The 19,714-nt window shown below is 60.6% G+C and carries 19 protein-coding genes and 1 pseudogene; 10 read left to right on the forward strand and 10 right to left on the reverse strand.

Features of this window, described 5'->3' with window-relative positions:
- The first annotated feature begins 10 nt into the window (after positions 1 to 10).
- From FBZ88_RS23180 to FBZ88_RS23195, 4 genes are all read left to right on the forward strand, one after another.
- The gene (locus FBZ88_RS23180; protein ID WP_145619458.1) at positions 11 to 1,129 is read left to right on the forward strand and encodes a helix-turn-helix transcriptional regulator; all 1,119 of its coding nucleotides are present in this window, start codon (positions 11 to 13) and stop codon (positions 1,127 to 1,129) included.
- A 101-nt stretch (positions 1,130 to 1,230) separates the two neighbouring features.
- Positions 1,231 to 1,446: a hypothetical protein gene (locus FBZ88_RS23185; RefSeq protein ID WP_145619459.1), complete on the forward strand. Its 216-nt coding sequence runs from the start codon at positions 1,231 to 1,233 to the stop codon at positions 1,444 to 1,446.
- A gap of 19 nt (positions 1,447 to 1,465) precedes the next feature.
- Positions 1,466 to 3,694, forward strand: coding sequence for a type IV secretory system conjugative DNA transfer family protein (locus FBZ88_RS23190; RefSeq protein WP_145619460.1), 2,229 nt, complete (start codon positions 1,466 to 1,468; stop codon positions 3,692 to 3,694).
- A 22-nt stretch (positions 3,695 to 3,716) separates the two neighbouring features.
- Positions 3,717 to 4,355: a hypothetical protein gene (locus tag FBZ88_RS23195; protein ID WP_145619461.1), complete on the forward strand. Its 639-nt coding sequence runs from the start codon at positions 3,717 to 3,719 to the stop codon at positions 4,353 to 4,355.
- A 17-nt stretch (positions 4,356 to 4,372) separates the two neighbouring features.
- Here FBZ88_RS23195 and FBZ88_RS23200 read toward each other — a convergent pair whose 3' ends face one another.
- Entirely contained in the window at positions 4,373 to 8,332 is a 3,960-nt protein-coding gene (locus FBZ88_RS23200) for an AAA family ATPase (protein ID WP_145619462.1), read from the reverse strand.
- 157 nt (positions 8,333 to 8,489) lie between these two features.
- On the opposite strand from FBZ88_RS23200, the gene traD reads away from it, so the two are divergent.
- The 3 genes from traD (at position 8,490) to FBZ88_RS23215 (ending at position 10,181) form a co-directional block, all read left to right on the forward strand.
- Entirely contained in the window at positions 8,490 to 8,726 is a 237-nt protein-coding gene (traD, locus tag FBZ88_RS23205) for a conjugal transfer protein TraD (protein ID WP_145619463.1), read from the forward strand.
- Between the two features lie 324 nt (positions 8,727 to 9,050).
- On the forward strand, positions 9,051 to 9,530 hold the full coding sequence (locus FBZ88_RS23210) for a hypothetical protein (protein ID WP_145619464.1): 480 nt from the start codon (positions 9,051 to 9,053) through the stop codon (positions 9,528 to 9,530).
- Positions 9,531 to 9,563: 33 nt separating this feature from the next.
- On the forward strand, positions 9,564 to 10,181 hold the full coding sequence (locus FBZ88_RS23215; RefSeq protein WP_145619465.1) for a peptidoglycan-binding domain-containing protein: 618 nt from the start codon (positions 9,564 to 9,566) through the stop codon (positions 10,179 to 10,181).
- Positions 10,182 to 10,233: 52 nt separating this feature from the next.
- Here FBZ88_RS23215 and FBZ88_RS23220 read toward each other — a convergent pair whose 3' ends face one another.
- From FBZ88_RS23220 to FBZ88_RS23240, 5 genes are all read right to left on the reverse strand, one after another.
- Entirely contained in the window at positions 10,234 to 11,145 is a 912-nt protein-coding gene (locus FBZ88_RS23220; RefSeq protein ID WP_145619466.1) for an ArdC family protein, read from the reverse strand.
- Positions 11,146 to 11,511: 366 nt separating this feature from the next.
- On the reverse strand, positions 11,512 to 12,078 hold the full coding sequence (locus tag FBZ88_RS23225; RefSeq protein ID WP_145619467.1) for a hypothetical protein: 567 nt from the start codon (positions 12,076 to 12,078) through the stop codon (positions 11,512 to 11,514).
- 15 nt (positions 12,079 to 12,093) lie between these two features.
- A complete protein-coding gene (locus FBZ88_RS23230; protein ID WP_145619468.1) occupies positions 12,094 to 12,411 on the reverse strand; it encodes a 4-fold beta flower protein in 318 nt (105 codons plus the stop codon).
- A 213-nt stretch (positions 12,412 to 12,624) separates the two neighbouring features.
- Positions 12,625 to 12,885: a hypothetical protein gene (locus tag FBZ88_RS23235; protein WP_145619469.1), complete on the reverse strand. Its 261-nt coding sequence runs from the start codon at positions 12,883 to 12,885 to the stop codon at positions 12,625 to 12,627.
- Positions 12,886 to 12,943: 58 nt separating this feature from the next.
- Positions 12,944 to 13,165, reverse strand: a complete 222-nt coding sequence (locus tag FBZ88_RS23240; protein WP_145619470.1) for a DUF2188 domain-containing protein — start codon at positions 13,163 to 13,165, stop codon at positions 12,944 to 12,946.
- 156 nt (positions 13,166 to 13,321) lie between these two features.
- On the opposite strand from FBZ88_RS23240, the gene FBZ88_RS23245 reads away from it, so the two are divergent.
- The 3 genes from FBZ88_RS23245 (at position 13,322) to FBZ88_RS23255 (ending at position 16,263) form a co-directional block, all read left to right on the forward strand.
- The gene (locus FBZ88_RS23245) at positions 13,322 to 13,639 is read left to right on the forward strand and encodes a helix-turn-helix domain-containing protein (protein WP_145619471.1); all 318 of its coding nucleotides are present in this window, start codon (positions 13,322 to 13,324) and stop codon (positions 13,637 to 13,639) included.
- A complete protein-coding gene (locus tag FBZ88_RS23250; protein ID WP_145619472.1) occupies positions 13,636 to 14,508 on the forward strand; it encodes an ImmA/IrrE family metallo-endopeptidase in 873 nt (290 codons plus the stop codon). The genes FBZ88_RS23245 and FBZ88_RS23250 overlap by 4 nt, the downstream gene beginning before the upstream one ends.
- 447 nt (positions 14,509 to 14,955) lie before the next feature.
- Positions 14,956 to 16,263 carry a reverse transcriptase domain-containing protein gene (locus tag FBZ88_RS23255; protein WP_145619473.1) on the forward strand — a complete coding sequence of 436 codons (1,308 nt, stop codon included), beginning with the start codon at positions 14,956 to 14,958 and terminating at the stop codon, positions 16,261 to 16,263.
- A gap of 25 nt (positions 16,264 to 16,288) precedes the next feature.
- Here the strand turns inward: FBZ88_RS23255 and FBZ88_RS23260 are convergent, their stop codons facing one another.
- The 4 genes and pseudogenes from FBZ88_RS23260 to FBZ88_RS30395 all read right to left on the reverse strand — a co-directional run.
- Complete coding sequence (locus FBZ88_RS23260) at positions 16,289 to 17,233, reverse strand: nucleotidyl transferase AbiEii/AbiGii toxin family protein (RefSeq protein WP_145619474.1); 945 nt, start codon at positions 17,231 to 17,233, stop codon at positions 16,289 to 16,291.
- On the reverse strand, positions 17,223 to 17,633 hold the full coding sequence (locus tag FBZ88_RS23265) for a DUF6088 family protein (RefSeq protein ID WP_145619475.1): 411 nt from the start codon (positions 17,631 to 17,633) through the stop codon (positions 17,223 to 17,225). Before FBZ88_RS23265 ends, FBZ88_RS23260 begins: the two co-directional genes overlap by 11 nt.
- A 140-nt stretch (positions 17,634 to 17,773) precedes the next feature.
- A complete protein-coding gene (locus tag FBZ88_RS23270; protein ID WP_145619476.1) occupies positions 17,774 to 18,343 on the reverse strand; it encodes a hypothetical protein in 570 nt (189 codons plus the stop codon).
- A 499-nt stretch (positions 18,344 to 18,842) separates the two neighbouring features.
- Positions 18,843 to 19,714, reverse strand: a pseudogene (locus tag FBZ88_RS30395) (hypothetical protein); the annotation flags it as partial.

The following is a 19,714-nucleotide window of genomic DNA, read 5'->3' on the forward strand; positions in this document are numbered from 1 at the left end:
ATTCCGGGCCATGACGGACGATATCGAAAGGCTGCTCGACCTCATCTATGACGCGCCCTGGCAGCCGGACGGCTGGGCGGTCGTGCTGCGCGAAGTGCGTAGCGCCGTCGGCGCGGTGGGCGGCCATATCCTCGATTCGGACTTCTCCGGCGCGGCTCCGGTGCGCCGCTACCTCGTCCAGCAGGGCGTGCCGAAAGAGGCACAGGAAGACTATGACGCCAACTGGTACGCCGACGATCCGCGCTGGGCCTATGGCGTGCCGAATGTCGGCCATGTGATCGCCGACCATGAGCAACTGCCGCCCGAGATGCGCCGGACGCACGGCTTTTATCGCAGCTATCTCCCGGCCTATGATTTCGGGCCGCTGCTGTCGGTGCCGTTCGAGACCGGCCCCCGGCGCGTCGTCGGCTTTCAACTGCTGCGCCCCAACAAGGCCGAAGTCTATGGCCCGGAAGAAAAGCGCTTGCTGACCTTCCTCCTGCCGCATCTGCGGCGGGCCATGGCGGCAACCGCCAGGCTCGGCGCGGTCTTGTCGCAGCAGGATGCCGCGCATGCCGCCCTGGAGCGGATCGACAGCGCCGTCATCCTCGCCGCACCCGACGGCAAGGTAATCTTCGCCAACAGCCGCGCCAGCCGGATCGCCGCTCTGGGCGACGGGCTGCATCTGCGCGCGGGCCGCCTGGTGCTGGACGACCGGGCGGCGCAACGGCAACTCGACCGCCACATCACCGGGGCCGCGCCGCAATTGCTGCTGCGCGCCAAGCGCCCCTCGGGCCTGCCGGATTTCGTGCTACATGCGACGCTGACGCGCCCTGGCGAAAGCATCGGCGGGCCGCTCTTCCTCGAACCGCGCATCTGCATCTTCATCAGCGACCCGGTGCTGATGCCGCTGGCGGCGGAAGAGACGCTGCGGCAGGCATTCCGCCTGACGCCTGCCGAGGCGCGGCTGGCGCAGGGACTGCTCAACGGCCTCAACCGCGCCGATTATGCGCGGGCACAAGGCGTCAGCATCAATACCGTCAAACGCCAGCTTGATAACGTCTTCGCCAAGACGCAGACCGCCAGCCAGCAAGAGCTGATCGCCGTCATGACGCGCTGCCTTGCGGCCATGGCCGCACCCGCTTTTTAGTAGATAGAGCATCCATATACGCACGCAAACGGCGCAGATTCGACTCCAACCGCTACCCCGACAGTGATACGCTTCGCGTAAACATCGAAGCGGGGGCGGCGATGTCGGACACTCCCTGGCCTTACTCCACAGCGTTTTCGCAAATCACCGCCGTCAAACAGCCGATCCGGCCCCAATGGCGGCGCGGCGGGCTGATCGCGCCAAGCGTGGCGATTGTCTTCCTGGCGCTGGCGCTCGCCCTGACCTTCGGCGTCTCCGGCTACCGATTGATCCTCGGCCTCATGGGGGCCGGTCAGAGCTATTCGCGCCATCCTTGATATCCGGCGGGGGGCGGTCATGGGTCTGCGCGAGTTCTATGTCGGTTATCTCTGGCAAGACGCCAGACGCCTCGACGCGCTGGTGCTGCATCCGCCGCTCGCAGCGCCTGACGACGACGCCACCTTCGCCCGCGAGCTTTATCACCGGCATCTCGCCCATCTCATGGCAACACGCCTGTGGCAGACCGAATGGCAAGCGCTGCTCGCGGCAGGCGTGGCCGCACTGCTGCTGCACTGGCTCTCGAAGCCTACACTGCCCGGCCTGCCCCTCTTCGCCTTCTGCCTGCTGCTGGTGATCGTCCTTGCGGGCGGCGCGCGCTATCTCGTCGGCTGGCTGTTCGGAACGAGCAAAGCCGAACACGAGGCAGCCATGGCGCTCACCTCAAGAGTCTGCCTGCGCCCGCATCTGACCAGCACGCCCAGCGACCTCGCCGACCCCTGGCGTCATGGCTGGCTTCTCGCCGATGGCCGTCCCGTCGCCTCGGAAATCGCCGAAACCGATCTGCGCTCGACGGATGCCGCGCAACGCGCCGGGGCCTGGCTGTGGCTGGCGCTCGTTATCGGCCTGCTGCCGCTGGCGACAACGCTGCTGGCCTTCGTGCCGCTGGCGGCGCTGCTGATCCTCGCGCTCGTCAAATCGAAGCTCGACCCCAACCCCGCCGCCGTGCGGGCGCGGCTGCTGGATGTCGCCGCCGCGCACAGCGCCGAAGCGGCGGCCTGGTCCACCGGCGGCGCGTCGAAATGGGCGCGTCAGGCTGAAGCCGCGCGCGAAGCGCAGATCGAAGAAGCGATCCGCGACACCTCGCCGATCCTCAACATCGGCTCGGCCCTCGGCATCCTCGCCGCGCGTGGCGACGCGCTGGCCCCGAGCAAGGGCCTGCCGATGGTCCTCAGCCTCAAAGACCTGATGCAACACGTCATCGTCTTCGGCGGCACGGGCTCGGGCAAGACGGCGGGCGTCCTGCGCCCGCTCTGCAAGCAAATCGCCGCGTTGAGCGGCGTCGGCTTGATCGTGATGGACGGCAAAGGCTCGTTGCCGGGTGAGGTGGCCGCAATGATCCCCGGCTTCACGGTCATCGATCCGGCCAGCACAGCGATTTCGCTGGTCGAGGGCCTGACCCCGACCGAAATCGCCAGCACCATCCGCGATATCCTCGCCAGCAAGGACGCCAAAGACAAGTTTTTCGACGACAGCGCGATGGCGCTGCTGCGTTTCGCCGCCGTCCTGGCCCAACTCGATGACGAGGCGGGGTTCAGCCTCGCCAGCATCTGGCAGATCGCGCGTGACGGCGCACCCTCGCACCTCCTGGATAAGGTCAACCCCTCCATCCCCGAACAGGATGAAGCGGCGACATTCTTCACGTCCGAATGGCCTGCGCTGGAAGCGAAAACCCGCGCCTCGATCCTCGCGACCCTGCGCACCTGGTACATGACGATCACCGGCCACCCGGCGACGCTGCAATGGGCGATGACGGCGGCGGGCGGCAGCGATGCCGATATCAAGAGCGCGCTCACCGGCGGGCGCGTCGGCATCCTCGCCCCCGCGCACCGCTACGGCGCGGCGGGCCGGGTCGTGATGGCGCTGATCAAGGCGCGCCTCTACGCCGCCATCCGCGACCGAGCCGACAAGGGCCTTACGGAAGGCGAGACGCCCGTCGTCCTCATCATGGATGAAGCGCAGGAAATCGCGATGAAGGAGGATGCCGACATTCTCGGCATCGCCCGCAGCCTGCAACTCGCCGTCGTCGCCGCGACGCAAACGGTCGAGGGCGTCGAGGCCCAGCTTGGCGAGTTCGACGCCGCAAAGTGGTTGACGCTGTTCGGCTCGGTCATTGCTTTACAAAACCGCTCGCCGAAAACGGCGGCCCTCGTCGCAAGCCGCATCGGCGCGACCTACCGCCCGACGCTTGATAGCATCCCCGGCGTCCCGACGCTGCGCGGCGCGGTCTGGGCGCAACAAGCAACAGGCCGCATCGCCGCCGCAAAAAATCAGCCTCTGCTCGCCAGCACCATCGAACTCGGCCAAGGCGGGCGCGTCGCCGACCTCCTGTCGGCGATCAACCCCTTCCAACTCTTCAAGGCCAACCTCGCAGGCCAGCAAGACCGCCCCACCTCCAAGATCGCCGTCGCCCCCATCGTGACGGCGGAAGAGGTCAACGAGCTGGTCGTAGAGCCGAATACCGCACTCGCCGTGCTGACACGCGCACGGGTGCCGAGGCGGGACGTGGTGAGGTTAAGCCTCACATGACTAAAGATGGAGGAGGATATTCATGATAAAAAGCGATGCGATAGAATTTTCAACCTTTTGGAAAATGTTGGGATTTGGGCTGGAGGCTGATTTCTCCAAGAGGACTTGGACTTTGACTGTAGGACCGATCAAGTTGAAAGAACTTAAAATTCCACAGTTTCGCGCTCTTGCAAGCGATGAAGCTACAATCGAGCGCATCTTGTCGGAGATGTTTATTAAACGCGCGGTTATGTGGATTGATTTTCGGCGTGAGCGGGTTTCCGACTGCATCGCAAGCCTCTCGGAACTTGAGCAGCTTTGCGGGAAAACGGCTGAAGAATTTTCGGCTACCGGAAAAGATGCCGATCAAATCATTTCCTCAATGTGCCGGGGATGGGAATGCCAATGCCATGAAGCCATCGCCATCTTGAAGTCAGGCATTGAAGAGGAACGAGCCCCGGAAAATACTGGAATGGATATCAGTGCGACTGATTATATCCCAGATGCCCTTGGCGATATGAGGAAGAAGACGTATCCACTTATCCAAATGCTTATTGAACTTTTGCCAGAAGAAAGTGAAATAAGAACAATTGCAAAGGAGAAACTAGTATATGGAAAGGACGAACTGATTCGCCATTATGGTGTTTCGTCGTCTGACATTGAGGTGGCCACTGTCAGCTAGCTTCAAATTCCACCTTCTTATCGCTCCCGCTCGTCATCCCGCTTGCGCCCATCCCGCTCATACCCATCGCGCTGCTGTTCCCGCACCTCCGGCGCATCATGCAACGGCCCGCGCTCCGCTTCTTCCTGGGCCAGCGCGGGCCGTAGGCTCTCGCGGGCATCGCCGACGGTCACGCCGCTGCGCGTTGCCTCGAATCTGACGATATCGCCCTTGTCATTGGGCCGCTGCGGGTTGCGGTAAGACCAGGTGCCATCATCGCCCTGGCTGGCGTGCAAGGTCTCATGCCCCTTGCGCAGCCTCGCGGCGTCGTGCGTGTCGCCCTTCCATTCGACCGCATAGCCATGCGCCTGCTCGGCATAGCCGGGGAAGTCCATGCGGCGCATGGCCTGGGTTTCTTCCTCGTAGCTGCGCGGCGCGGGCTGCTCTTCCCGCTCAAGACCCGGCGGCTCCGGCTCGGGCTGCTGCGGCTCGCGTTCGGCGGCCTGCTGGCGTTCCTGAAGGGCGCGGGCCTCGTCCTGCCGCGTCCGCATCTCGTCATTCAGCGCGGGATAGAGCGAGGGTTCCTCGATGCCGCGCGCCTCCCATTCCTGCCGCGCCTCTTTGGCCTGGTCGCGGAAGCCCTGCGCCCGCGCGGCGTCCTCGATGGCGGCACGGTCATGCGCCTCGCCGCCGATGGCGCGGTCCATTCCGGCGATGCGGTCATACGCCTGCGCCATGTGGTCGGCATGCTCGATATCCCGCCGCAGCGCCAGCATGTCGCGTTTGGCGGGATCAGCCTCGGTCGCAATCGCGCGGTCCAACTCATGCCGCTCGCGCTGCCAGGCGGCGGCCTCGGCAAGGCTGGCCTGGGCCAGCGAGCCGTAAGGATCGCGCGGGCTATAATGCCGCGCCAGCGCCTCGCTGTAGCGGACTTGCGCCGATGCCGGAAAGGCCCGGTCATCGATGATCGGCTGAATCCGCACAGCCTCGCGCGGCTGCTCTTCGCCCTGCGCAACCCGCGCCGTCTCGGCCTCGGCGTTGCGCGCGGCGACAAAGGCCGCATGATGCCGGGGCCGCTCCTCGCGCATCCCGGCAAGCCGGGCCTGCTCGGTGCGGCTGGCCTCAAACGCCTCGCCATCCATCCGCCCGATGCGCGCCGCTTCGGCCTCCTGCGCTTCGCGCACAGCCTCCAGCCGCTTCTCTTCATCGGCAACGATGGCGTCGCGGCGGTCCTCTTCCTCGGCCCCGACGATCTTGCGTCGCCGCTCGTCGGTGGCGTCGGCCAGCTTGGCGGCGCGGGCGGGATCGTCCGCCGCGATCTCGGGCAATAGTTCGGCCTCGGCGCGCTGCTTGCGGTTCTCAGGCTCCTTCGCCATCTCGCTGCTCCGCTCTTCATAAGCCGCGACCGCCGCCCGCGCCGCGGCTAAATCCGCGGCCCCCTCGCGCCGCGCGAAATCGAGGATGTCGCCGCGCTGGCGGGCATTGGACGGGTTGCGCCACATCCAACGCCCATCCCCGGCACGACGCGCCTCAAGCCGATCCGCGCCGCTCTCGGGCCGCTCGCGCGACAGTATATATCGGGCGGGGTCTTTCGCATCGGGCGTGACGGTATAGCCGTGCGCGGCGCGCGCATATTCGGTGAGGTCGAGCCGCCGCAGCCTGTCCGCCTCTTCGCGCGGCAGGCGTCCCGCCGGCGGCGCGCCGCCGCCCGCATCGCCTTGACCATCGCCCTGGCCGCCGCCGCCGCGCCCCTGATCGCCCCGGCCTTCGCGCGCCTTGTCGAGGTCGATCACCTCCGCGCCGGTGGCGTAGGACAGGCTGGCCTCGTCGTCGCTGCTCCGCGACATCTGCGCCGCGAGCACCTGCTCACTGGCGGCAAGATCGGTCGAAACATACAAATCGACCTCGGCCTTGTGCCGCGTCAGGCCGACATAGGCCGTGCGCGCGTGCCAGGCGAAAGCGTTGTCGTACAGCGCATAGACCTGAAGCTGCGTCTTGCCCTGGCCGCGATAGACGGTCCCGGCATAGCCGAGGCCGAATTCATGGAAGCTGTCGGAATCAAAGCGCACCTCACGCCCGCCATCCGTCTCGACGGTGAAGGCGCTGCCCCGAATGTCCGTCACCGTCCCGAGCGCGCTGTTATAGATGCCCGCGCGCCGGTCGTTGCCGTGGAACTGGATGCGGTCGCCGACACCGATCTCGAAACGCCCGCGCACCGTCTCGACCTCAACCCCGGCCTCGACCTCCCCGCGCCGCAAGCGGATATCCCGGATCGCGCGGTTGAGCCGGTTCACCTCGCGATTGGTCGAGGCATAGACGAACCGCGCGCCGTCAGGCCGCTCGCGGCTGTCCTGATCCCAATCGGACAGCAGGCGGTCGCGGCTCTCGTCGAGGTCGCCCGACCAGTGAACATGCCCATGCTCGGCATAGGCCCGCAGCCCTTCGCCGACACGCCCCTCGGAGAAGGCTTCCGACGCCTCGCGCTGCCAATCCTGTTCCTGCCGCCTGACCTTGCTGATCACGGCGCTGCCATGCCGCGCCTTGATCTCCGAGAACATCCCGCCGCGCTCGACGCTCGATAGCTGCCGGTCGTCGCCGACAAGGATCACCTTGGCCCGCGCCTCGGCGGCGCGCTCCATCAGCCGCGCATAGGTGCGCGTGTCCATCATGGCGGCCTCGTCCACCATCACCAGCGTCCGCCGGTCCCAGGCCGGGGCACGATCCTCCCGCCCGATCTCCTGGTAATAGAGTTCAAGGTGAACCGTGCTGCCGTGGCTGAACCCGGCGCGGCGCAAATCGTCGGCGACGGTATTGGTCGGCGCGAGCCCGACCACCCGCCAGCCCGAGCGCTCATGCGCTTCGCGGATCGCGTTGACGACGTGACTCTTGCCCGACCCCGCCAACCCTTCAACGACGACCAGGCCGTCCGTGCCGGTCGCCCGCGCAAAGGCGGCCTGCTGCTCGCCGTCGAGCGTGCGCGCTTCCTCGACCTCCTGACGATACCGCACCGCGACCTCGCGATGCGGCTGCTTGATCGCCTCCGCCGCTGCCATTACGCGCTGTTCCTCGGCCCGCACCTCGGCGGTCGTATACCGCCCGACAAAGCGCCCGCTCTCGCGGCTGTGCAGCGGCACAACGTCCGGCTCGGCCAGCACGGCGGCCCGGATCACCGCCCGCTCGGCGATGTCCGGAACATGCTTCTTGATCAGCCGCTCGATATCCAATTCGGTGAAGGTCGCCCGATGCCGGGTCAGCGCCGCCAGCAACTGCGCCGGATCGCGTGCGGCGGCCTCGTTCTCGGCGCGCGTCTTCGCCGCCCGCTCATCGGCGGCCTTCGGCACCGTCCGCATGCGCACCGGCCCCTCATGCCGCTGCGCGACAATGCCGATCTCATCGACGCGGATGTCCAGCCCCTGCCGCTCGAAATAGCTGTTCTGGTAATCGCGCCACAGCACCCCCCAGCGCTCGGCCTCGGTGACGGCGGCGCGACCGTTCTTCAACGTCCGCACCTCCGGGTCAAGATCGCGCGCCTTCGCCGCCGACAGCCCGGCCCCCTCGACCCGGCGCGTGGTTACGAGAAGATGCGCGTGGATGTTCCGGTCGCCATCGTGGGGCGAGTGAATGTCGAGCTGGACAGCCACGCCCTTGCTGACGAAATGCTCGCGCGCAAACTCCGCCGCCATGACGCGCCAGTCATCGGGGCTGATCTCAGGATTGCAGGGCAACGCCAGCAACAACTCGCGCGCCTCCTGCGAGTCCTTCCGCCGCTCCGCCGCCTGCGCCGCGTTCCACAGCGCCGGCGGATCGGCAAAGCGCCCATCCGCCCCCTCCGGCAACAGCACCTCATGGTGCAAAACCGGATCGCGGTGCGCGAAAAAGAACCGCTCCCCTGTCCGTTCGCATCGTATGTCGGCGCGGGCGTTATAGGCCGCAGACCGGCAGGCGTTGCCGCCGTCCGACCGCTTCACATACCGGATGCGGGCAAACTCGATGGCCATGATCCTGGAATCTGGTTCACGGCAGCCCACTCTTCAAGGTTGCGTTGGCACAACGCATATTGCGTTTGAACCGTTTCTGCACAGCCTATCGGTTTGCACGAACATCTGGAATTGCAGCACGAAAAGCGCCATCTTCTCCATAGCAGGAGGCGCAATCATGGCGCGATTGACCCTGGCGGAACGGCTTGAGAAAGCGGCGGCCAAAAAGGCCAAAGCCGAGCAGGAACTGGCGCGGCTGAAGGCGCAGCGGCGCAAGGAGGATGACCGACGCCTTAAGGAACTGGGCGCGCTCGTCGTCAAGGCGGGGCTTGGAGATTTGCCGCAAGAGGCGCTTTATGCGGCCTTCCAAAAAATCGCTCAAGAGGCCAAGATTGGGGATCGGATTGCTCCTTAGGCCGTGAACTCATAAATCCGCTTGGCGTCTGCAGCCTGTCATAATTCAAGGTTTCCAAATGAGAGAGCCTTGATGATCCGTGCCTTAGATTTGCTGATGATTGATGGCTGCGGAATTTGGCGGCGAGCTTGAATTCGGGCCAATGCCACGCCTCCAAGTTCTAATTGTCGTTGGACTTTGAGATCGAATCCAGCGGGATGTACCAGGGAACCAGCGTTGCCACCACAACTATAGATGTTATAATCTAATCCCTATCATTAGTGCACCGGCTTCCCTGTGAACAGGAGCGGCCCCTTGAATGTCGTTATAGAATGGAGAAACTTCATGCCGAAGAGTGAAGAAAAAATAGTGAAAATTAGGATTCCGATCGAAACGCAGGGAAAGAAGGTCATAATTTCTGACGTATATGTAGCTGAGAACCAACTAGTTGAGATTGATGATATTTTAGCCATAGCCATTTCTGAAGATCAAGTCTTCGAAATCACCTCAGATAAGGGTGGGATAATAAATAAATTAAATCTAAAAAGGGACTTGGAAATATTTGACAATTTCGATGCTCTAATATTAGAGTCGATCCCCGCAGAACATCCAAAACAACAAGCAATTATGTCAGAAAGAGATAGGTTATATATGAATAAAATTGCAGATTACGTCGCTAATAGATTAAGCGCAGATTTTCAATCTGTCGAAAATAAAATCGAGCGCGCAACAAGGATTTCACGCATATCGCAGGACCGAATGGAGTCTCGTTTAATCGCCGAAATTCGGAAAGCGTCACACAACAAAAAGCCGACTGTAGAATAACTAACTCATGTTTATAGACCTCGGAGACGCCCGATGCCACATCAAGGTCCAGGTTATAGGCCAATAGAGCCATACGAAGTTTCCAGGTTTGGTATCGATGATAAAAATCACCTGTATTGGGATGGGGATTCTCTAACAGCTCACGTAAAACTCACAACTCGGCAATTTATATTGTCTATTGTAGCTGCATTTTTTACAATGACTGGCGTTATTGCTTCTATATTTAGTCTTTTTATTTCCGCAAATAACTCTAGATATTCTGAACGAAGCACTATTGCCGCCGAGGCAAGCTCAAGATATGCGCAGCTATCTTACGATTTAGCGTTAAAGAACTCTCAAAAGCCAGTTCCCGAATTTTCCTTTGTTGGCAGCAGTAACGACGATACGCGCGCAATAGACTCGCGCGCAAACGCGATATTTTCAGCGATAGTGACCAACTCTCCGGGACGCGCAAAAAATGGAAATATCATGATTCAAGCCGCCCTACATGATCTTGGCTTCTACAACGGAAATGTAGATGGAATAATTGGACCGATTACGTTAGACGCGGTGAGAAAATATGCCGCCTCTAAGAAAATTAGGAGTGATTATGGGATTTCATCACCGATAATACTACTATCCATCAGCACAGATATTGCACTTATGCACTAACATCGAGTTGAAGAAAAATAATATTTTGCCATTTTTGCCGACCAGGGCCGCCTCAAGCGACGGCCCTCCCCTGATCGGCCCCACCCATCGCCCCAAGCTGGCGGGCGTGCATCCAATCCGCCGCCGCCTGCGCCCGTGCCGCCGCCGTGAAGATCGCGCGCGGATCGTTGCGCAGCACCTTGAGCCATGAGGCGATATAAGCCGCATGATCCGGCCTCGGCTCCGACGCCAACCCGAGATCGGCACAGAGATAAGCCGCCCCCAACTCGGCAACCAGTTCCTCCGCCGCATAGCTCTCCGACCCGAACCGCCCTTTAAGATCACGGTCGCACCGCTTCAGATGCGCCGTCCAATGCGTCGCCTCATGGGCCAGCGTCGCATAATAGGCCACGGCATCCCGGAAAGCGGCAAAGGGCGGAACATGGATTTCATCCCGGCTCGGGATATAGCAAGCCCGGTTGCCGCCCTCCCGGATCGTCGCCCCCAGCCCGGCAAAGAAAGCCTCGGCCTGCGCAACCCGCTCAATGGGCTCCACCACCGGCAAGACCGGTGCCTGCCACCCATCCACCTGCGCCGCGTTGAAGACGTAATAGGCGCGGGCCAGGATGCGGGCCTGTCCCTGCTTGTCGTCGCCCTCGGCCTCCTGCGCCTCGGGTTCGGCCTCGGTCACCTTCCAGAACACGACCAGGGAGGACTTCTCGCCCTTCCTCACCTGCGCGCCCTTGTCCTGCCACTGCTTATAAGTTCCCCATACCGGCGACGCGAAACCCTTCTCCTGCGCCGCCGCCCACAGCGCCACGGTGTTGATGCCGCGATAGGGCTTGCTGGTAAGAATGTTGAAGGGCCGCGACGTGTCGCCCTGGGTATGCCACGGCATGCGGAAATCTCCCGCCCCCGCCTCGATGGCCGCGATGATGGTTTCGGTGATCCGGCTGTAGATGTCCGCCTTGCTGCTGCTGTTCATTTCCCCTGTCCTCATGTTCGGGTTGCACATGCAACCCGAAGCGAGGCCCCGCGCCGGGGAGCGGGGGAAACGGGGTCAAGGCCAAGCGGCAGGGAGGGGGATCGCCCGGCCTGCACGACCATCGGGAGGAAGGCCGGGGACACCCTGCCGCGCGCCCGCCCCCAGGGCGGGGAAGCCTTGATGCCGGTGGGGGCGACGCCCCCCTTTGACGGAAAGAATCAGGCGCAGCCTGCAACCGGCGGCCTGGCGCACCAGGCCGCGCGCGAAGGATCGTCACCGGATGGCCGAGACGGCGAAGGCGGCTCGGGGAGCGGCGCAGGGCGGCGCGCGTAGAGCCTGGCCGACCCATGGGGGCGGCGCGCCCTATCAAATTGGGCAGTGCGTATGCTGCTTCAGAAAATCGAGGTCTGCCCCTTCCGCCTGATGGAAGGTAACGACCGTTGCGTCAGGCGTGGGACGTTCTGCGACATAGCCGGAAAAGCGCCATCCGCGAATGCCGTCCTCACTCCGGTAGCCCAAGCAAGCCGCCGCCAGTGTGGGCCGCTTTGAGATCAGCGGGCGCAATATTTTGGTCGCCCCCGGTGGAAACAGGACTTGGCCATCCGCAGCCCTCTCCACATCCGAGAGCGGCAAGCCGTCCGGCCCCAGGGGAGTAATTTCATGATGGACGTCGTCGAACATCCAAAAACGCGCCCGGTCCAGGGTCGCATCGACCGTGCCGGGGTTATGAACTGCGAATGACATATTAATCCCGTTCGGGATCATTGTGGTCGGCACAGCAAGCTCTTCCGACACGTAAAGGGAAGGCTTCGGCTTCTCCGCAAACGGCGAGCCGAAGACCGATACATAAAGGCTCACCAACGCAATCAGGATCGCGATGCGCGCGGTCTTGATCTCAGTTTTGACCGACCGCCAATGCTCCTGCCAGGTCATGATCTGTCTCCGGCGTCATTCACGCTTCAGCGTAGGGATGTCCGATGCGCCGGGCGGCAGAGACTGATAGCCCGCATACCCAGGATAGCCCGGATATCCTGGGTAACCGGGATAACCTGGATAGCCAGGATATCCCAGGTAGGGTCGAGGAAGGCGAACGAGACGGTTGCCGACTATCGTTCCGAGATAATTTCCCTCGGTGTCGGCCACATCGGCATTATTCCAAGGCAACCAGCCAATCCATTCGCCATCGCTGTCGAATACATATTTGTCGCCGCCATGTCGCCTGAACGCGATCCAGTTGCCGGACGAGTCGAAAAGATGCTCCGTCATTCCTAATCTCCGATCTCAAACACATTTTACTTGGACCAATGCCCCAGCACCCATTCCCATTGGCGGCGCTGGTAGTCGTAACGCCAATGAGCCCGCACCCATGTTGTTTTCCCAATGGGACGGATCGTCTTCATGTTCTGAAGACGGTCTGGGGGCTTCGGCGGGCGGGGCGGATTTGGCAGCTTAAACCGGCTCGGCATTTTTTCCTCCGTCTCAGTGCAGATCGTATTCGCGCCAGGGGATGGCATTGACGGGCACGCGGGACAGGAAGCGGGCGATGTCCTGGCGGCCATAGTAGGTCGGCCTGCCGCCGTGATCCGGGGCCATCAGAACAACCGGCATGCCGGGGAAAACGGCGTGCAAACCGTGGATCGCCTGCTCGGCCTCGGTGCGATGATCGATGACATGCTTCTTCACGACGACGACGGCGAAGGTGACGCCCTGTTGGCGGACGACGGCTCCTTGGAAACGCATCTTTCAATCTCCTTGAAGAACAGGCCGCACCTCCCGGGTGGAGATGCGGCCTGACGGATCAGCCCTTCGGCGGAAACGGATCATGACCGTGGCTATCGCGGGCGCGGATTTGGCCGTTGCGGCCATGGATCAGGAGTTCACTCCCCTGATTCTGCGCGATCTCCCGCGCCCGCCCAACCGCTTCGGCCTGCGTCTCATGAACCGAGGTCGCCCGGCTGTTGCCTTCGCCCCTAACGGCCCAAGCGCCGTCATGGGGCACCACATGCTGATTTTTACCCATGAAATCACTCCATCTGGATTAGGCGCATCAAACGCCGTGTAAGATATAGTGAACGACAATTCGTCGCGTTGTCAACTGAGTCGATCATGTCGTAAGATTATCTGAACAAGAAGAACGGACAGGCATGCCGCCTGGAACCGAAGGAGGAGCTTGTCTATGTCATTGGCTGCGAAGCTGAAGGAACTACGCCAGAAAAAAGGGCAATCGCTGCAACAGGTTGGCGACGGGGTTGGCGTGTCTAAAGCTCATATTTGGGAACTGGAAAGAGGGAGCAGCACGAATCCGGGGAAAGATTTGCTGGCGAAGTTGGCCAGTCACTTCGGCGTGACCGTCGCGTTCTTATTGGATGAGTCCGCAGAACCTAAAGAAGCCGCCGCCCTACAATTCTTCCGGGAATTTGATGGGAAGCTTTCGGAAAAAGATTGGGATATGCTACGGGTAGTTGCGGAGCGCCTTAAGGACAAAGATGGATGAACGAAGACCTTCTGATGGACTTGGCGGATTGCGGATCGCCTGAAAAGATCATAGCCGCCATCCTCAAGCATCATCCTAATTTACCCAAACCTGTTCCCATCGAAGTTTTGGCGCGCGCCGTCGGTATCATCGACTTCAAAGACCTGGAAGCCGAAGGGTTTGAAGGAGCCCTTACAACCGACGCTGAGAAGCGCAAAGGGATAATCCTGACCAAAAAAGGAGCCCGCGAAGAAAGGCGGCGCTTCACCGTCGCCCATGAGTTGGGGCACTTCCTCATTCCGACTCACAAAGGCAACCGGCAATGCACCGCAGCCGATCTCAGGGAAAGCCGCAGCAATAACGATCAGCGCCGCCAAGAGGCTGAAGCCAATCGCTTCGCCGCTGGGATTTTAATGCCGCGTCCCTGGTTCGTGCGGGATATGAATAGTCTTGGGGATGCTGACGTAATTCACGCGCAAAAACTGGCGTCTGACTATCGCACAAGTCTCGAAGCGACCGTCAATCGGTACATAGAATTGACTGATGACGTTTGCGCCTTCGTTTTTAGCAAGGACAACAACATTCGATACGTCCGACGCACCAATACCTTTCCCCGCTTGGCTATCAAGCAGGGCGATCCGCTGCCCACGCTTTGTACCAGCCGCGTAGCCCCGGCGATGCCGCTTCGAGTCGCTACCGATTGGGCAGAAGTGGATGGTTCCGTTTGGCTGGAAACAGAATGGGGAAAACGCCCGTCGCCGATCCTTGAGCAGTCAATGCGCCAAGCGGGCGGCTTTCAAGTCACGCTGCTCTTTCTCGCGGCTGACGAAGAAGAAGAGGAAGACGGTGATCTCTCTGAAAAGTGGGATGCGCGCTTCCGGGGGCGATAACGCTTCGATCCGGATCGAAAGATGCTCTAAGGTCTTCCTGAACCTCATGTGGGCTGCAAGGGAAATACTCTTAATCAAATTTGGCGAAAATTTTTCGATAACACCCTTGTTGCTCGTCAGAGCTTTCCCCATATGACCGATGCCGTGCGGAATTGGCCGCATGGTCGGACCGTTGAGACCGTCAAGTCGAATTTCGATTGCCAGCCGGACGATGATCACAATCATCGCAAGCCCGGCAGCCGGAACAGATGAGACTACGAGCATGGCTCGGACCTCCATGGTTACATTATACCGCCTCGCGTTTTTAGGCTCGCGTCGGCGAGGTGCCTGAATGGAGACACCAGGCACTAAGCTGACGGAAGGCGGCGTGCGTTCGGAGAGTGTCCGGTTTTATCCGGGGTCCAGGGCCAGGACTAGCTCTCCGAACTTTGCGACAGAGTAGGCATTTTGGATATCGACTGGTTCAAGCCCCGCCATTACAAACACTTTGATCGCGGCGTCGGCGAAAGCTTCGCTTTAAAAGCGATGAACCCGTCATTTGTCATGGAGCACGCTTTCAGCCCACTTATCCGCTATGAAAAGCTGACGAAGCGATACAAGAAGAAAGAAAATAAAACAGTCGTCAAAGCACGACCCATAATGTACGCATCTCACCGTGATTCATGTATCTTGTCTTTTTATGCATCTATAATTAATCATCATCTCAATGATTTTTATCAAATTAATAATCTCAGCGACGCCGTGATCGCCTATAGATCGCTAGGAAGATCAAATTATCACTTTTCTGCTGCTGCATATAATTACGCTCTAAATACCGCACCCTGCGGCGTTCTTGCGTTTGATGTTTCCGGCTTCTTTGACAATCTGAATCACAAGCTCTTAAAGGAGCGCTTAAAGCGTTTGCTTGCTGTTCGCAGCTTATCTGAAGATTGGCACCGCGTCCTTCGCTTCGTCACGAAATTCCATTTCGTCGAACTGGACAAGCTCAAAACGCACGAAGCTTTTGCTGCTGCGCTGGATAGACCCGGCACCAATCCGATAGCAACGGTAGCTGAACTTAAAAAGGCAGGGATAGACTTTCAGCCAAATCCATCCTTAGAGGCCGGCATTCCCCAGGGCACGCCGATAAGTGCAGCATTATCCAACCTCTATATGATAGATTTCGACCTCGCCGTCCTCAAAATGTGCGAATCTATTGGTGCTATGTATCGTCGATATTCAGACGACATAATGGTCATATGTCCTATTGATAAGATGGAAGAAATAGAGAACATGATCATGCAATTGATGGGAGCGGAAAAACTTGAATTAAGCGCCGATAAAACGGAAAGAACAATCTTCGATCCATCAGATCCATCCCTTTCCGAAAAAAGAAGCGCCCAATATCTGGGCTTTTCGTATTACCTGGACGGGGCTGGCTTGCGGCCAAGCTCTCTTTCACGCCAATGGAGAAAAATGCGGCGCAACGTTCGGAAGATTGGAAAGGTCGCAGAATTGTCAATCGCCGCTGGCTTGGCCGACAAGGTTTGGACGAAGAAGCTACGCCGCCGCTTCTCGGCGCTACAATTCCGCAACTTCTCATCTTATGCGCGGCGGGCCGCATCAGCTTTCGGTGAAAATGAAAAAATCCTGCGACAGGCAAGACGCTTCGAGCGCGCGTTCGAAAAAGAATTACAGCGAATGATTCAGCCGAAACCCCAGGCACTGACGCACGAGAAATCGGCGAACGGCGTTGATAAAGAGAGTTCCTCCTAATAAGCCTTGCTTCGTGCGGTTCTCCTCAGACTTCCATTCCCTTCACCAACTCCCCAACCGTCCCCACCGCTTCCTCGAACCCCGGCCTCTCCCCATACACCATCGCCGCCAGGAAGCGCTCATAGCGCTCCCGGAAAAGCGGCGCGGTGCGGATGGCGTCGAGCGCCTTGCGCGTCTCCCCGGCGATGTCGTCGCGATAGGCCGGGTACTGGTTGGCGAACGCCTCCGCATCGGCCCGCGCGATCTCGGCGGCCAGCCGCCCGGCGGCTTCCGCGTCGATCTGTGCGCGGATCATGTGCAGGTCATAGATGTGCCGCACAAGCGCCGGATCGGCGTCGCGGCTGTGCCCGGCAAGCTCCATAGCGGTGCGCCGCGTCAGGGACACCAGCTTTTCCGCCGCCGTCTCGGTGACGCTGACGCAGGCAATGCCAGCCACCTCCGGCGGGCGACCGAAAGCTTCAGCGACAAAGGAGGTGACGGGCAGGGTGACGGACGGCAGGCGCAGCGGCGCATAGGTCAATTCAAGCTGGATGGCCGGGCGCAACACCTCCTGCGCCTCGGTCTGCGCATCGTAGGGGAGCCGGTAGATCGTGTAATGGTTGGCGTTGCGCGAGCGGACATGCGCCGGATCGGCGGCGTCCAGCGCAAACCCTGCCGCCTGCAAGGCGGCGGTCAGCCTGTCCCGCAATTCGCCAAGATGCTTGCGCCTGCCGCCTTGCCCCAGCCCGCCCAAGGCAGGATCGCGGGGCACGACCTTGAGGTCCACATCCTCCGACATGCGCTCGATCAGCCGATGCGCCCGCACCATCGCCGTGCCGCCGCCGAACACCAGTGCGAAGGGGCCGAGATCGGCAGCCGATGCCGCCGACAGGGCGCGCACGACATGAAAATCCTTCTCGACAAGCGCCGGGCTCGGCAGCCCGAAATGCGCCTGGACTTCCAGGAACTCGCGCAGCAATTCAGCGCTCAAAGGCTAGCTCCGTCGCTTTGTAGCGGAGCTTGCGGGAAAAGCGCCCCTTGAGTTTGACGACGGGATTGACGGGAATCTGCGTGCTGCGCCCTTCGTTATAGGCGCGCTCGGCGGTCGTCGGTTCCCAGGCGACCCCCAGCTTGCTCAGCGCCTGGCGGGCCGCGCCGGAAAAGCCGGTCGGGTTCGACAATATCGCCTCGCCGGACAGCCGCGATTTGACGGCCAGCCCATAGACCCCGTAGCCGAGCCGGATCAGCTTGCCGTCATCGACCAGCTTGCGCAGCGCGCGCAGCACCTGGCGCTCGCCGCTGAGGTCGGCGAACTCGCGCGTCAGGAAGACGGCATCGCCCTTGCTGGCGATCCGCTCCTCGATCCGCTGCTGTAAAGTCCGCCGGGGCATGCCCCAATCTCCTGCAAAAACCTGACAATTCAATATACGCTAAAACCTGACACTTCTCAAGAAGAGGGTATTTTATCATTATTTCTCATCGACTTATGCGAACATCAGGCTGGAGCGTGCCGGTATCCCCGCCGATAATCTCACGGCGCGGGCGGAATGACCCCGGCCCGAACGGACTCCGCAATCGCTTCCCAACGCCCTTGCCTCATCTCGTCGATACGCACTTCCAGCATCAAGCGCTCCACATCTTCCGGAGCCCTCAACTCGAACTTCGTGGACACAAAGCCCCGATAGCAGATCAGGTCGTGTTCATAGGGGACGTTGCCGCCGGTGAGATGTATGACGCAATCGTCATCGGCCACCAGCGCGGCAAGCTCACGGAGCTGGGCCTCGATTTCCGGCAGGCGCGCGGCCTCGGGAAATCCCACAACGACCGCCTGGCCGCCGCTCCAATACCCCGTCGCGACGGAATTGGGGGGAGGATCGCTTTCCGGATCGTCATCGATGCCGGGAAAGCGGACGATTTCCTCGACAAGCTCCGTCGCACGGTCGAGGTCTTGCGCGAAATCGTCATCGACCTTCAGGCGGTCCTTCAGGATTTCCCTCTCGGCGTAGCATATCGCGGAGACGACGCGGCGCTGCCACAATGTCAAATTGTCATGGGAGCCCTCGCCGCCGGGTTCATCGTCATTCGCCGCGCTCTGATCCATTGTCCCCTCCCGCATCGATTGCGCACCGTCTTCGGGCCTGCTGAACGAAGCTCATTCGGCGTCTTGCGCACGCGCCTTCACCGCCGATCAGCCACACGCAAAGATAGCACATCGCGATCAAGCAATGATTAATGGCGCGCATCCGGCCTCCCTTCGTATGCCGCCCGCGCCCCTCCCGTCCTTCCGGCTGTCCTTTCTCGCGCCGTTCGTCGGCTCAAGGCCGCAAGCGCTGGCGCTCCTCCTCTGCGTTCCGGCCTGACGGTGCAGCCGCCTCCGCCGTCGCCAAGGCCCGCCGCATGAAGGCCGCGAGGGCGCGGTCGAACGAAGGAGACCGAACATGCGGACAATCAAAATCATTCTCGAACTCTGGTGCGAACTGGCGGGCTTCCGGCTGCATGTCGAGTACCGTCCTCTGGGCGCGCGACAGCTGCTTAAGCGCTTTCGAGGGCCGCGCTCCTAAGCGCAACCGCCGTGCGGGGGTACCCCGCACGGCGTACATTCAAGTTTTTCGCTTCGGTGCGGCCTTTTTTGAGTTCGCCTGCCTCTTTTTCTTCTGCCCTTCCTTGGCTATGCGCTGTGAATGCTGCTGCCAACGCTCTGCATAATGTTGACTAATGAACCAACGCAGTAATTTGCCATTCAATGCGGGGCCCGCCCACTCGGCTGCCTCTGCCAAAGCATTAAAGCCGTCCATGTAAAGGCGACCAGGATTCCACTTACTAAAGCCAAGATTAAATAAAAAACAAATGCGCAAAAGAATAGAATTGGCCAGCCTGGCGCAGCGCTGATTTCGACGCTTTATTGAATAGGAAGATTTTCCTTCAAAATTATTTTCCTCGAACTCCATATCGAGCCAACTCATGAAAATAGGATAGCCTGGCCACACGAAATCCTCATCGTTAAAATAAAAACCACTACCAAGAAAGATGATAAAATCCATGGCTGGTGCATCTGGCCGGGCAAATTCATTCCAGTCCTTTGCCTCCAATCCACTTTCCGGAACTGGCAAACGATCAAGGAGGTTAAAAACCTCCGAATGAGTTTTTCGTACCGGTTCGGCAGTAGCTGCCCATGTCTTTACATCACCTTGACCGATGCAGTTGGTCAGAGCAGCGGCCAAAATCGAAAACGACGCATCTTGGCAGACGAAGAGAATGTTGAGGGGCCTAGGAGCTGTCATGGCTGAACAGCCAAGCATTTCCGCAGAAAATTGTCTCAACAGTTCCGCATGCGATATGTAGGCGAGAAGGAGTAGCGGCAAGCGGCTGTGCTGGCTTAGCAGGGTGTTGAAGAAGTCAGCTTCTTCGGGCTTTGAGAGTGACCTCGTCGTCGTTGTCGTATGAGAGTTCGATTTCGAGTGTCCCGTCATCG

The sequence above is a fragment of the Nitrospirillum bahiense genome, assembly GCF_007828025.1.
Taxonomy (GTDB): Bacteria; Pseudomonadota; Alphaproteobacteria; order Azospirillales; family Azospirillaceae; genus Nitrospirillum; species Nitrospirillum amazonense.